This is a genomic window from Rhizobium leguminosarum bv. viciae (genome assembly GCF_012276115.1).
GTDB lineage: Bacteria > Pseudomonadota > Alphaproteobacteria > Rhizobiales > Rhizobiaceae > Rhizobium > Rhizobium leguminosarum_T.
In genome coordinates this window covers 18,630-32,177 of record NZ_WIEU01000031.1, presented here as the reverse complement: position 1 = coordinate 32,177, position 13,548 = coordinate 18,630, and the positions used below count along the sequence as shown (strand labels likewise).

The following is a 13,548-nucleotide window of genomic DNA, read 5'->3' as shown; positions in this document are numbered from 1 at the left end:
TTTTATTGATTGATCAGTCAATCAAAAATAACCTGTCGCTGATTTCAAAGGAGTGGTCTGTTGCCGAAGGTCGGAATGGAGCCGGTGCGCCGCAAGGCGCTTGTCGATGCGGCGCTGCGGGTGATCGGCGATCACGGCTCGCTTGCCGTCACCATGTCCGACATCGCCCGGCAGGCCGGCGTGTCGCCAGCCCTGGCGCATCATTATTTCGGCAGCAAGGAACAATTGCTGATCGAGACGATCCGCTCGCTTCTCCGACAGTTGCGCAGCGATACGGTGGCGGCACTTAAGGCCGCCAGGACGCCGCGGGCGCGACTTTCGGCCGTGATCCGCGTCAGCTTCCACGCCGATCAGTTCGCGCCGGAGACGATTGCCGCCTGGCTTGCCTTTTACGCCGAAGCGCAGCGCTCGGAAAAGACGCGGCGCTTCCTGGTGATCTATGCGCGACGGCTGCGATCCAATCTGCTGGCCAACCTCAAGGCGCTGCTGTCCACTGAGGCCGCAGAACGCATCGCCGAAGGCGCTGCGGCGATGATCGACGGGCTCTATATCAGGCAAAGTCTGAAATCCGCGCCGATCGGCATTGAAGCCTCGATCGCGCTGACGGAAGATTATCTGAATGCGCTTTTGGCCACCGCCTCCCCTTCTCCCCGGAAGGAGAAGGGACGACCACATCGAACCACCCAAGGACAAATGACATGAAAGCCCAGCCGAAAGCCTCGCACTTCATCGACGGCGACTATGTCGAGGATACAGACGGCACCGTCATCGAGAGCCTCTATCCCGCGACCGGCGAGGTGATCGCCCGACTGCATGCCGCAACGCCTGCGATCGTCGAACGGGCGATCGCCGCCGCCAAGCGCGCCCAGCCGGAATGGGCGGCGATGAGCCCGATGGCGCGCGGGCGCATCCTGAAACGGGCTGCCGACATCATGCGCGAGAGAAACCGGGCGCTGTCCGAACTCGAGACTCTCGATACTGGCAAGCCGATCCAGGAGACTGTTGTCGCCGACCCGACCTCGGGTGCGGATGCCTTCGAATTCTTCGGCGGCATTGCGCCGGCCGGCCTCAACGGTTCGCATATCCCGCTCGGCCAGGACTTCGCTTATACCAAGCGGGTGCCGCTCGGTGTCTGCGTCGGCATCGGCGCCTGGAACTATCCGCAGCAGATCGCCTGCTGGAAAGCTGCGCCGGCGCTGATCTCAGGCAATGCCATGGTGTTCAAACCGTCGGAGAACACGCCGCTCGGGGCGCTGAAGATCGCTGAGATCCTGCACGAGGCGGGACTGCCGAAAGGGCTCTTCAATGTGATCCAGGGCGACCGCGACACCGGGCCGCTGCTCGTCAACCATCCCGATGTCGCCAAGGTGTCGCTGACCGGCTCGGTGCCGACCGGCCGCAGGGTGGCGGCCGCCGCCGCCGGCAACCTCAAGCACGTGACGATGGAACTCGGCGGCAAGTCGCCGCTGATCGTTTTCGACGATGCCGATCTCGATTCGGCGGTCGGCGGCGCCATGCTCGGCAATTTCTATTCGACCGGCCAGGTCTGCTCGAACGGCACGCGCGTCTTCGTGCAGAAGGCTATCAAGGACGAATTCCTGAAGCGGCTGAAGGTCCGCACCGAGGCGATGCTGATCGGCAACCCGATGGACGAGGCGACGCAGGTCGGGCCGATGGTCTCCTGGGCGCAGCGCGAGAAGGTGATCTCCTACATCGAGAAGGGCAAGGCCGAGGGCGCGACACTCATTGCCGGCGGCGGCATTCCGAACAATGTCTCCGGCGAAGGCTACTATGTGCAGCCGACGGTGTTTGCCGATGTCACCGACGACATGACCATCGCCCGCGAGGAGATCTTCGGGCCTGTCATGTGCGTGCTCGATTTCGACGCCGAGGACGAGGTGATCGCGCGCGCCAATGCCAGCGAATTCGGCCTTTCCGGCGGCGTCTTCACCGCCGACCTCACCCGTGCCCACCGCGTCGTCGACCGGCTGGAAGCGGGCACGCTGTGGATCAACACCTATAATCTCTGCCCGGTAGAAATCCCCTTCGGCGGCTCGAAACAATCCGGCTTCGGCCGCGAGAATTCGCTGGCCGCGCTGGAGCATTATTCCGAACTGAAGACGGTCTACGTGGGCATGGGGCCGGTGGTGGCGCCTTATTGAGACTGTGAAGACCCCTCCCCAACCCCTCCCCACAAGGGGGAGGGGCTAGCCTGCCGCTCCCCCTCACTCCGAAATCAACGCCACAAACGATGAGGTCGAAGGAGGGTAAAACCGGTGCCGCAAGTTAAGCCCCTCCCCCTTGTGGGGAGGGGTTTGGGGCGGGGTCTTCGAACCGTTGCAAAGAATCTAAGGGAACGTCATGCAACAAGCAGATTTCGTCATCATCGGCTCGGGCTCCGCCGGCTCCGCCCTCGCCTACCGTCTGTCGGAGGACGGCAAGAACAGCGTCATCGTCATCGAGGCGGGCGGCAGCGATTTTGGGCCGTTCATCCAGATGCCGGCAGCGCTTGCCTGGCCGATGAGCATGAGGCGATATAACTGGGGTTATCTGTCCGAACCGGAGGCGAACCTCAACAACCGGCGCATCACCGCGCCGCGTGGCAAGGTCATCGGCGGCTCCTCCTCGATCAACGGCATGGTCTATGTGCGCGGTCATGCCGAGGATTTCAACCGTTGGGAGGAGCTTGGCGCCAGCGGCTGGGCCTATGCCGACGTGCTTCCCTATTTCAAGCGGATGGAACATTCGCATGGCGGCGAAGAAGGCTGGCGCGGCACCGACGGGCCGCTGCATGTCCAGCGCGGCGGTTTCACCAATCCGCTCTTTCGCGCCTTCGTCGAGGCCGGCAAACAGGCCGGCTTCGAGACGACGGAGGATTATAACGGCAGCAAGCAGGAAGGCTTCGGTCTGATGGAGCAGACCATCTTCGGCGGCCGCCGCTGGTCTGCTGCCAACGCCTATCTGAAACCGGCGCTGAAGCGCCAAAATGTCAGGATCGTCTACGGCTTTGCGCAGAGGATCGTGATCGAGGACGGGCGGGCGACCGGCGTCGAGATCGAGCGCAACGGCAGAACAGAGGTGGTGAAGGCGAACCGCGAGGTGATCGTCTCGGCCTCCTCGTTCAATTCGCCGAAGCTCTTGATGCTGTCGGGCATCGGTCCCGGAGAGCATCTGCAGGGCATGGGCATTACAGTGAAGGCCGATCGGCCGGGCGTCGGCGCCAACCTGCAAGACCATATGGAATTCTACTTCCAGCAGGTGAGCACCAAGCCGGTGTCGCTCTATTCCTGGCTGCCGTGGTTCTGGCAGGGGGTGGCGGGCGCACAATGGCTGCTCTCGCGCGGCGGGCTCGGCGCCTCCAACCAGTTCGAAGCCTGCGCCTTCCTGCGCTCGGCACCCGGGCTGAAGCAGCCGGACATCCAGTATCATTTCCTGCCCGTGGCGATCAGCTATGACGGCAAGGCGGCGGCGAAGAGCCACGGCTTCCAGGTTCATGTCGGCTATAACCTGTCGAAATCGCGCGGCAGCGTGAGCTTACGCTCCGCCGATCCCAAGGCCGATCCGGTGCTGCGCTTCAACTATATGAGCCATGCCGAGGATTGGGAAAAATTCCGCCACTGCGTGCGGCTCACCCGCGAAATCTTCGGCCAGAGCGCCTTTCACGACTATCGCGGGCCGGAGATCCAGCCGGGCGAAGGCGTGCAAAGCGACGAACAGATCGACGCCTTTCTGCGCGAACATCTGGAAAGCGCCTATCATCCTTGCGGCACCTGCCGGATGGGCGCCAAGGACGATCCGATGGCGGTGGTCGATCCGCAAACGCGGGTGATCGGCGTCGATGGCTTGCGCGTCGCCGACAGCTCGATCTTCCCGCACGTCACCTACGGCAACCTCAACGGACCCTCGATCATGACCGGAGAGAAAGCGGCCGACCATATTCTCGGCAAGCAGCCGCTGGCGCGCTCGAACCAGGAACCGTGGGTCAACCCGCGCGCGGCCGTCAGCGATCGATAAGAAGCGAGGCGTCCGACGTTACTTTGCCCGTCTATGCAGGTGACCGAAAGACTTCGGCGGACGCGGAGAAAGCCAGCGACCGAGGCGTTCGTCAGCAAGATCGCCGTCACGGCCCAACCGTCTGACGTGAGGCGCGATGTCTGCGATATCGCGACCATGAATCAGCGGGCCGTGGTTCGTTTTTTTAATGCCAAGACAGGGGCCCTCAACGCTGTTCGAGAGCCCCGACCAATCAGGCAGCGCGGTAGGATGCGAGCCAATGTGCGTAAGGGGCAGGCAATGTCCAGGACGGACGCTCGACACCGAGCTTGCGCGCGGCTTCGTAGGGCCAATGCGGATTGGCGAGCATCGCTTTGCCGATCATAACCAAGTCAAGCTGCCCGCTTCGGATGAGTTCGTCGGCTTGCTCCGGCTGAGTGATATTCCAACTTGCGGCACCGGGGAGGCCTGTGGCCTTGCGGACTTGATCGGCGTAAGGCGCGATGAACCCTGGACCCCAGGGAATATTGGCGGCCGGGGTTGAGAAGCCGAGGCTGACGTCGATGAAGTCGAGGCCGGCCTCCTTGAATTTTCCGACGAGATCGATCGCGTCCCGCAGGGTTTCCTGGTCGCGACCATCAAACTCGATGACGCCGAAGCGAGCCGTGAGCGGACGATCCTCGGGCCAGACTTCACGAACGGCCGCCAGCGTCTCGAGGAGAAAGCGTCCACGGTTATCGGCGCTGCCGCCATATTCGTCGTCGCGCTGGTTCGAATGCGGCGAGAAGAAGCTCTGGCCAAGATACCCGTGAGCAAAATGCAGCACGAGCCAGCGGAATCCGATGTCGCGCGCGCGGATCGCTGCAGCGACAAAATCGCCGCGGACGCGATCTATGTCGGCCTTCGTCATGGCGCGCGGCACCTTCGCCAAGCCGCCGCCGAACGCGATGGCGGACGGTGCGATGGTTTCCCAGCCGCGCGGATCGCTATCGGCGATATGATCGTCGCCTTCCCAAGGGCGGTTTGCACTGGCCTTGCGGCCGGCATGGCCGATCTGGATCCCTGCGACCGCGCCCGCCTTTTCGATGCCGGCGACGATCGGCCCAAAGGCCTCGGCCTGGACATCATTCCAAAGACCGGTGCAGCCCGGCGTGATCCGCCCCTCCGGAGAGACAGCCGTGGCTTCGACGTTGACGAGGCCAGCGCCACCGCGCGCCAAGCTTGTGAGATGGGCGGCGTGCCAGTCGTTCGGAACGCCATCAATCGCGGAATATTGGCACATGGGGGATACCGCGATGCGGTTTCGGAGGATGACGCCTTTCAGCGTGAATTGGTCGAACAAGCTGGGCAATGGAATCTCCTTAAAATGAAGTTCGATCAACCGCACGGATCTGCCAACGCCGCTGGCGTAGGGGTTAATCCGTGCGCTCGATCCTTCGGGGTGTCTAGACGGCGCGGTAACGGGGCGCAGGTTCACCGGTCTGCGTCGCGGCGAACAGTGTGGATCGGGCTTGGTCGAACTTGTCCCACAGACTGGCGTCGGCAACGGATGGCAACGTGATATCTTCGCCCTTGTCGAAACCGGCCAGGGCGGCGTCGACCAGGTTTTCGGACGTCATGACGGTCGCCTGGTTGAGCGACGCCAGCGGTACGCCCGACAAATCCCAGAGTTCGGTCGCCGTCGCCGCCGGCATGACGAGTTGCAGGCGGACATTGGTGTCGGCCAGCTCCTGCTGCAGACCCCGGCTGAAGTTCATCACATAGCCCTTGGTGCCGCTGTAGATCGCGCTGATCGGCAGGGCATGAAAGGACAGGACCGAAGCGACGTTGATGATCGCGCCGTGGTTGCGGCTGAGGAATGCAGGCAGAATGGCGTGTGTCAGCCGCGTGAGCGCAGTGACGTTGAGTGCGATCATCGCGGCCGCGTCTTCCTCAGCGGTCTTGGCGACCGGAGCCAAGGTCGAGTTGCCGGCGTTGTTGACGAGGAGCGTGATCGCTGAATTTTCCTTCAGCACCTTTTCGACGCGGGTGAGGTCGGCGTCTTTCGTCAGGTCGGCTTCCACGACCTCGACTTTCGTGCCGTGGGCAGCGCCGAGCTTGTCCGAGAGCGCCTTCAGACGATCGGCCCGCCGGGCGACGAGGATGAGGTCATACCCCTTTTCGGCGAGACGCGCGGCGTAGATGGCGCCGATGCCAGCAGAGGCGCCGGTGACGAGGGCGACGGGCTTGAGCGATGATGCAGACATGTCAAAATCCTATTTGGTTGAGTGCTCAAGTTTACGTATGGTCGCGATGTCCTCTTGTCAATGGATGAGCCCTCAACTATTTCACTGGGATGGGCAAGAAACTTTCGATTGGCGATCCAGGGGAGGAGTTGCGCGCGGGCAGGCTGACCCCGCCGGAGCTCCTGGCCGAACTCGTGTGCACAAACACCGCCCTTCGACGCGCGTCACGGCGGTTGGGGCAGATCTATGATGACGCAGTAGCGCCAACCGGCCTGAAGGCCACTCAAGTCGGCCTTCTGACCCAGATCGCAGCGTTGCACGAGGGCAGCCATGGATGGCCAACCTTGCTGTTGCTCGCCGAGCGTCTTGCCGTCAGCATTTCCGCTTTGACCCACGCCCTTCGCCCGCTCGTCCGGGACGGACTGGTCGAGCTCATGCCTGACGAACATGATGGCCGGACGAAGCACGCAATGCTGACGACGCCTGGCGAGCAACGCCTGCACGAGGCATTGGCCCTGTGGGCTGATGCCAATCAGCGCGTTGAGGTGGTGCTCGGTCCTTCCGCAGCGGCGCTTCGCGCGCTGGCCGATGACGTCGCCTCTCCGGAGTTCCTGGAAGCTTATGAAGCTCGTCGCATGCTGCGAGGCTGACCGTGGGGATGGACGCGGCAGAGGATTCGGGCGATGAATTCGAACAGCATGTTGAAACCGCCGTGCCGCTCGAGCCCGCGGAGGGAGCGCGTCGCCGACAGCTCGATCTTCCCGCACGTCACCTACGGCAACCTGAACGGACCATCGATCATGACCGGAGGGAAGGCGGCCGACCATATCCTCGGCAAACAGCCGCTGGCGCGCTCGAACCAGGAGCCGCGGGTCAATCCGCGCGCGGCCGTCAGCGACCGCTGAAGCGTAGAGAGCTATTGGGCAGCACTGCCACCGACCGGTCGTCGCTGGTCGTCGGGAATGTCTATCGTCAGAGCGATAGAAATACGGATGCCGGTATCAGAAATCGCTCACTCAGCGCGCGGGCTTGTCGAACATTGATTTGTCGCTTCCCGCTCAAAATCTCAGACACGACGGACTGAGCGCCCACTTCCGGCAGCTCGGACTGGCCAAGGCTGCGCTCCTCCATGACATAACGGAGTGCATCGGCGCCAGTCACCGGAGGCATTGGGCGGTTTTGCTCGTCATAGGCCTCAACAAGGTCCGCCATGCGAGACGCAAGCAACGCCAAAGGATGATCCTCATCGTCGCCCACTTCAGCGAGAATCTCGTCAAGTTGCTTCACGAGATGATCATACTCAGCTTCATTGGCCGGCATGGCAAGAAGAGGAGCCACATGCGTCCAGTGCTCGCTTACCAGTTTTACAAGTGCGCTCATCGGCCTAACCCTTCCATGCTCCTTTGTCGTACTCGGCATGATCCATAATCCGCTGAATATAGACCTGCCTAAATTTGTAGTGCACCATCGCGATCAAGCGCAGCTTGTTGCCGCCAATGTCGAACACGTGATGCTGCCCGACTTTGTCCGTTGCCGGAAACAGTGATTTCATGTCGGCGAAGTCTGTCGGCTCCGACGACTTCATCAGTCGATACCAAGTATCCAGGGCATTGGCTGTTTGAGGCCATCGGTCTTTCGCCTCCCAGATTTTTTTCTGCGTGATGATGTGCATAAATCCGGAATCGCGTATCGCATTTTGCTATAGCTGCAATCTAGCGCAACTATCTGATTATAGCAAGTTGCTATGGATGAGATCGAAGACCGGCAAGCGGGTCTTTGCCTTAGAGAAATCCGATCCACCGTCCGGCGATCACAGCGGCGATCCAGATCGCGGCCGACAGGGTGGCGGAGAAGCGCAGGCCGGGCCGGACGATGCCTGTCGATACCGCCGTTTTCCAGCCTCGCCCGAAATGAACGATCGACAGGTTGAGAAGGCCGATGGCGATCAAGCAAAGCTTGGCAAGGAAGGCGGGATTGGCGGCATATTCCACCGCCCGGACGCTGAAGAGGCAAAAGCCGGTGACGATAGCCGCGGCAAGGCCGACGCCGGCGGCGCGTGATAGAAACGGCGCGACAATCTCAACCGGCACCTTGCGGAAGAAGCCGGCGAGCCTCAGATCGAGCGGCAGGATGGCGCCGACCAAAAGGCCGATCGCCAGGATATGGGCTGCGTTGACCAACATGTAAAACGTTCCGGAACGCCGGAGCGCGAGCGCAGGCGTGGTAGCCGACAGCCATTCGAGCGTGTCCATCACGACAGGTCAGTTCGCCCAGAGGTCAGTTCGTCTTGATGCGGTCGGGATAGATATCGTAGCGCTTCTCTCCGATGGTGAGACGCACCGCCTTCATTCGCTTCTCCTTTGGATCCTGCGAACGGTTTCCAAGGGCCACCACCTGGTCGCCGGTCTTGGCCACGCCTTCGACGAAGCCGGAGCGTTCCGTCTGGCGCGGATTGCCGAGTTCGACGAGCCAGACGCCGTCATCGGCGGTGGCGACATCGAGCGTCGGATGCGGACCGCCCATCGAGATCTTCTCGATGGTGCCGCGCAGTTCGATCTGATCCGCCTCGGCCCACGACCAGCCGTGATGAGCGGCAGCACCTGTCGCGAGGGCCGCCGAGAATATGGCCGCAGCCACGATCCGCTGTGTTGAGATTCCAAACATGATATTCTCCCTGCCAGCATTGGGCAGGCAGGTGGAGCATCTCCACTGGAAGAAAAGGGATTTCACCAAATCTTGAAGCAAGAGGCGTCTCTGCCGGCAAATGACTTCAGGTCATTCGGCAGGACGATCTGCCTGGCCCTCAGGTTCCCTGCCGAATTCTGCAATGGCAAAGGCGATGATGCTGCGCAAGCGCGGGGTCATGCGTCGATCACGGTGGTAGATGAGCGACATGGGCCGCTCACGCAGATGCCAATCCGGGAAGAGCCGGACGAGAAGGCCAGCCTGAATATCCGACGTCAGGAGAATGGATGGCTGCATGATGACACCCAGTCCAGCCCGAGCGGCCATGCGGACAGCCTGACCGCTGTTGACGGTGATTGCCGTTTTAGGGACGACTTCGACCTCATCCTTGCCTTTCGACAGCTTCCATGGCGACCGTGCTGCCGGGGTAAAGCCGATGGTTTCGTGGCCGGAAAGTTCACTTGGATGGCGGGGATTCCCGTGGCGCTCGAGGTAATCGGGTGAAGCACAAATCATCATTCGATAGGGAGCGAGATGACGCGCGATGAGGCGGCTATCGGGCAACTCTCCAATGCGGATAGCAATGTCGAAACCTTCTTCGACGATATCGACGTTGCGATCCGTCAAGGTGATATCCAGCGTCACGTCAGGGGCAAGCTCGCGATAACGATGCAGAGCCGGTATTAAAACCTCTGCCCCAAAAGTCGTCGGCGCTGTGATCCTCAATAGCCCGCGCGGTTTCGTCTGTGATGCTTCTGCGTCCTGATCCGCAATTGCTACGCGCTCCAGGATGTCCCTGCACTGCTCGACATAGCTCATGCCGAAATCCGTCAAGCTCTGGCGACGCGTGGTCCTGTTCAGAAGGCGCGTACCGAGCCGCTCCTCCAGTGCGGCCACATGTTGCCCGACCATCGCCGGCGATATGCCGAGCTTTACCGATGCTGCGCTCATCGAGCCTTCCTGCACCGTCGTGACAAACACCTGCATGGAGCGAAAAAGACCCATTCGATAATTCTGCTTTCAAATGAATACGCAATTTCTCCAATTATCGTGAAATGCCGCTGGAATTACAACGGCCATGACGCAATTCATTTTAAGGAGCAAAACATGACGCAAACCCGATTCATCGGCAAAACGGTTCTCATTACAGGTGCTGGAACGGGTATGGGGCGGGCCGCTGCCCTTCGCCTGGTGGCCGAAGGTGCACAGGTAGCCCTTGTCGGCCGCCGCCTGGATCCAATCCGTCAACTGCAGTCGGAGATCGAGGCATCGGGTGGTGCGGCAATCGCGATTGCTTGCGATATTGCAGATAACGAAGCCGTCGCGGCGACTGTCGAGAAGACGATCGAACGCTTCGGACGCCTGGACGCCGTCTTTGCCAATGCTGGGGTTCTCGGCGAATTCAAACCCCTGGCAGTGACCGATGCAGACGATTTCGACGCGCTGATCGCCACCAACCTTCGAGGCACCTTCTTCACGCTCAAGCACTGCCTGCCCTTTCTGAAGGGAGGCAGCCTGCTCATCAACGCCTCGTGGACGGCAGGCGGCGTAATGCCGGGTGCGGGAGCCTACGCAAGCACGAAGGGGGCCTTGCTTGCCATGATGCGGACCTTCGCGGTGGAGCAAGGTCCTCGAAACATCCGGATCAATGCCATCAATCCCGGCATCATTCTGACTCCGATGGCAGATGATGTTATCGATCCGGCTTTTGCCGCACGCCTCGCCGCACACACGCCTCTTGGGCGAAACGGGACATCGGAGGATGTTGCTGGGACCGTCGCCTGGCTGCTTTCCGAAGACGCCAACTTCGTCACCGGGCAAGAGATCACCGTTGATGGCGGCTATACGATAGGAGGCCTGCGGCCGTAAGGTCGATACAACCCTCGTTCATTCCTGACGTAATGCTAAAAGCTCAAGCCAACAGCCGGGTGACTTCGGCGTTGTGCTTTGGGGCGACGGCGTCGGCGATGGTGGTGGAGAACAGCACCTTGCGGGTGGCGTCTGCGACCTTGGCGAAGATATGGCGGATCTGGCAATTCTGTTCGCCGTCGCAATCGTCGCACCTTCTATAGGCGGTGATCGACAGGCACGGAAGCGGCGCGATCGGGCCGTCGATGATGCGCAGGATCTCGCCGAAGGTGATGGTGTGGGCGGGCTTCAGCAGGAGATAACCGCCCTGCTTGCCGCGACGGCTGACGACGATGCCGTGATGCTTGAGGTCGAGCAGGATCTGTTCGAGGAACTTCTTCGGGATCTTCTGCTGCGCCGCGATATCGGAAATCATCACCGGTTCGTCGGCATCGGCATCAGCCAAGACCGTGAGCGCCCGCAGCGCATATTTCGCCTTTTGCGTAATCATTTTTGACCATCGACACACACAGACGGCACGAATCTTCGCACCGCTACAGAAGTTCTTTTGTCTCTATGGCACAACCAGCATGAACGGAATTTGAACGGGCCGGAGAAAGCCTTGAGAGACAAGCGTTTTGGCCTTGTTTTTCGCCCTCGGCCAAGCGCGCTTAATTTATGCCAAAACCGCGCCTTCTGCACTATTTTCGGCATCACTTCAGATTTCGGATTGACAGGCTGCGTGTAACTCTACTATTTCTATAGACATTCGAGCTGCCGATGTGGCTTTTCATCCGCAGGCGGCTGCTTTTCTGTATCGCGGCAGCTTCGGAGAGATATTTGCTCCTCCGCCCGCAGCTTTCGAAATCCCTTTTTCTGTCCGATCCATGCGTGAACTGCGATACTCACGTCAACAAAGGACGGGATTCTCATGACTGCTATCAATACGATTGCGGAAGAAGGGCCGATTGCGGAAGCCGAGGCGCTGAACGACAGACTGGCAGGTCTCGACCTTGCCGGACGTCTGTCGCTGGTCTCCGGCCTTGGCGGCCGCGTGGTGTTCACGACGTCACTCGGCATCGAGGACCAGGTGATCACCGCCGAGATCGGCACGCACCGCCTGCCGATCGATATCGCGACGCTGCAGACCGGCCGGTTGTTTGCCGAGACGCTGTCGCTGATCGACGAGACCGAAAGCCAGTACGACATCCATATCCATCGTTTCGAGCCCGAAAAGGCCGATATCGACGCCTATGCGGCGCAATACGGCCTCAACGGTTTCTACGAGAGTGTCGAAGCCCGCCACGCCTGTTGCGGCATGCGCAAGCTGAAGCCGCTTGCGCGTGCCCTCGAAGGTGCTGCGATCTGGATCACCGGCCTGCGCCGCGGTCAATCGGCCAACCGTGCCGAAACGCCCTTTGCCGAATACGACGCCGAACGCCACCTGCTGAAGGTCAATCCTCTCGCCGACTGGGACCTGGAGGCGATCAAGGCCTTCGTTTCCGCAAATGGCGTGCCGGTCAATCCGCTGCACGCCCGCGGTTATCCCTCGATCGGCTGCGAGCCCTGCACCCGGGCGATCAAGCCCGGCGAGCCGGAACGCGCCGGCCGCTGGTGGTGGGAGCAGGACGAAACGCGCGAATGCGGCCTGCATGTCGCCGAAGAGGCCGCAGCGATCGCCGCACAGTAAATCACCCCACGGCTTTCCCAATCAGGGCGCGGCGACCGCCGCAGCCTTGGGAAAGTCAACATTCCCAGGGAAAGCCAACACTCCCGGGGAAAGCCAACATCAAGGAATTGCTTTGCGGGCACCCGCAAACGACCGATAGCCTGGAGTAACACATGCCCGATAGCCGTCCGGATACGGAACTCAGCAATCCGCAGAGCGCCAAGGCGCCGCTCGACCCGCATCTGAAAGCGCTGGAAAACGAATCCATCCACATCTTCCGCGAGGTTGCGGCCGAATTCGAGCGTCCCGTCATGCTCTATTCGATCGGCAAGGATTCCTCGGTGCTGCTGCACCTGGCGCGCAAGGCCTTCTATCCCGGCCGCGTGCCCTTCCCGCTGCTGCATGTGAACACCGGCTGGAAATTCTCCGAGATGATCGCCTTCCGCGACGAGACCGCGAAGAAGTATGATCTCGATCTGATCGAGCACATCAATCCGCGCGGCAAAGCCGAAAACATCACGCCGTTTACGCATGGATCGGCCGCCTTTACCGACATCATGAAGACCGAGGGGCTGCGCCAGGCGCTCGATGCCGGCCAGTTCGACGCCGCTTTCGGCGGCGCGCGGCGTGACGAGGAAGCCAGCCGCGCCAAGGAGCGGATCTATTCCTTCCGCACACCCGATCATCGCTGGGATCCGCGCAACCAGCGGCCGGAACTCTGGAACATCTATAACGGCATGATCCGCAAGGGCGAGAGCGTGCGCGCCTTCCCGCTGTCGAACTGGACCGAAGTCGATATCTGGCGCTACATCCAGGCCGAAGACATTCCGCTGGTGCCACTCTATTACGCCAAGAAGCGGCCTTTCGTGGAGCGTGACGGCATGATGATCCTGGCCGAGGATCCGCGCCTGGAACTGCTACCCGGCGAAGTCCGCCAGGAAGGCATGATCCGCTTCCGCACCCTCGGCGACTTCCCGCTGACCGGCGCCATCCGCTCACAGGCCACCACCCTCGAAGAGGTGATTGCCGAACTCGAAATTGCAACGGTGTCCGAACGCCAGGGCCGCGCCATCGATCGCGACCAGTCCGGCTCCATGGAAAAGAAGAAGCGTGAAGGATATTTCTGAG

Annotated in this window: 15 protein-coding genes and 1 pseudogene; 8 read left to right on the top strand and 8 right to left on the bottom strand. The window is 61.2% G+C overall.

The genetic code is table 11. The features are described from left to right. The first annotated feature begins 75 nt into the window (after window positions 1-75). From betI to betA, 3 genes are all read left to right on the top strand, one after another. On the top strand, window positions 76-702 hold the full coding sequence (gene betI / locus GFM02_RS32275) for a transcriptional regulator BetI (protein ID WP_168323966.1): 627 nt from the start codon (window positions 76-78) through the stop codon (window positions 700-702). Further along, entirely contained in the window at window positions 699-2,162 is a 1,464-nt protein-coding gene (betB, locus tag GFM02_RS32270; RefSeq protein ID WP_168323943.1) for a betaine-aldehyde dehydrogenase, read from the top strand. The genes betI and betB overlap by 4 nt, the downstream gene beginning before the upstream one ends. 199 nt (window positions 2,163-2,361) lie before the next feature. Then, window positions 2,362-4,014, top strand: a complete 1,653-nt coding sequence (gene betA / locus GFM02_RS32265; RefSeq protein WP_168323942.1) for a choline dehydrogenase — start codon at window positions 2,362-2,364, stop codon at window positions 4,012-4,014. 232 nt (window positions 4,015-4,246) lie between these two features. Here the strand turns inward: betA and GFM02_RS32260 are convergent, their stop codons facing one another. Continuing rightward, entirely contained in the window at window positions 4,247-5,344 is a 1,098-nt protein-coding gene (locus GFM02_RS32260; RefSeq protein WP_168323941.1) for an NADH:flavin oxidoreductase/NADH oxidase, read from the bottom strand. 94 nt (window positions 5,345-5,438) lie between these two features. Further along, window positions 5,439-6,239 carry an SDR family NAD(P)-dependent oxidoreductase gene (locus GFM02_RS32255; RefSeq protein WP_168323940.1) on the bottom strand — a complete coding sequence of 267 codons (801 nt, stop codon included), beginning with the start codon at window positions 6,237-6,239 and terminating at the stop codon, window positions 5,439-5,441. 89 nt (window positions 6,240-6,328) lie between these two features. Between GFM02_RS32255 and GFM02_RS32250 the strand changes: the two genes are divergently transcribed. Further along, complete coding sequence (locus GFM02_RS32250; protein ID WP_168323939.1) at window positions 6,329-6,868, top strand: MarR family winged helix-turn-helix transcriptional regulator; 540 nt, start codon at window positions 6,329-6,331, stop codon at window positions 6,866-6,868. An 87-nt stretch (window positions 6,869-6,955) separates the two neighbouring features. Continuing rightward, a pseudogene (locus tag GFM02_RS32245) lies at window positions 6,956-7,123 on the top strand (choline dehydrogenase); the annotation flags it as partial. 67 nt (window positions 7,124-7,190) lie between these two features. Here the strand turns inward: GFM02_RS32245 and GFM02_RS32240 are convergent. The 5 genes from GFM02_RS32240 to GFM02_RS32220 form a co-directional block, all read right to left on the bottom strand. Then, window positions 7,191-7,598: a helix-turn-helix domain-containing protein gene (locus GFM02_RS32240; RefSeq protein ID WP_077975883.1), complete on the bottom strand. Its 408-nt coding sequence runs from the start codon at window positions 7,596-7,598 to the stop codon at window positions 7,191-7,193. Between the two features lie 4 nt (window positions 7,599-7,602). Beyond that, complete coding sequence (locus GFM02_RS32235; protein WP_168323938.1) at window positions 7,603-7,890, bottom strand: type II toxin-antitoxin system HigB family toxin; 288 nt, start codon at window positions 7,888-7,890, stop codon at window positions 7,603-7,605. 109 nt (window positions 7,891-7,999) lie between these two features. Next, on the bottom strand, window positions 8,000-8,473 hold the full coding sequence (locus tag GFM02_RS32230) for a DUF6644 family protein (RefSeq protein ID WP_168323937.1): 474 nt from the start codon (window positions 8,471-8,473) through the stop codon (window positions 8,000-8,002). 22 nt (window positions 8,474-8,495) lie between these two features. Continuing rightward, the gene (locus tag GFM02_RS32225) at window positions 8,496-8,882 is read right to left on the bottom strand and encodes a DUF6152 family protein (protein ID WP_168323936.1); all 387 of its coding nucleotides are present in this window, start codon (window positions 8,880-8,882) and stop codon (window positions 8,496-8,498) included. Window positions 8,883-8,993: 111 nt separating this feature from the next. Continuing rightward, window positions 8,994-9,854, bottom strand: coding sequence for a LysR family transcriptional regulator (locus GFM02_RS32220; protein WP_246792551.1), 861 nt, complete (start codon window positions 9,852-9,854; stop codon window positions 8,994-8,996). 156 nt (window positions 9,855-10,010) lie between these two features. Here GFM02_RS32220 and GFM02_RS32215 point away from each other — a divergent pair, with 156 nt between their 5' ends. Next, complete coding sequence (locus tag GFM02_RS32215) at window positions 10,011-10,772, top strand: SDR family NAD(P)-dependent oxidoreductase (protein WP_168323965.1); 762 nt, start codon at window positions 10,011-10,013, stop codon at window positions 10,770-10,772. A 43-nt stretch (window positions 10,773-10,815) separates the two neighbouring features. Here GFM02_RS32215 and GFM02_RS32210 read toward each other — a convergent pair whose 3' ends face one another. Further along, window positions 10,816-11,262: an RrF2 family transcriptional regulator gene (locus tag GFM02_RS32210; protein ID WP_168287940.1), complete on the bottom strand. Its 447-nt coding sequence runs from the start codon at window positions 11,260-11,262 to the stop codon at window positions 10,816-10,818. A 420-nt stretch (window positions 11,263-11,682) separates the two neighbouring features. Here GFM02_RS32210 and GFM02_RS32205 point away from each other — a divergent pair, with 420 nt between their 5' ends. Both GFM02_RS32205 and cysD read left to right on the top strand, forming a co-directional pair. Beyond that, complete coding sequence (locus GFM02_RS32205; RefSeq protein ID WP_020049052.1) at window positions 11,683-12,441, top strand: phosphoadenylyl-sulfate reductase; 759 nt, start codon at window positions 11,683-11,685, stop codon at window positions 12,439-12,441. Between the two features lie 152 nt (window positions 12,442-12,593). Next, entirely contained in the window at window positions 12,594-13,547 is a 954-nt protein-coding gene (cysD, locus tag GFM02_RS32200; RefSeq protein WP_003546395.1) for a sulfate adenylyltransferase subunit CysD, read from the top strand. Window position 13,548 lies beyond the last annotated feature (1 nt).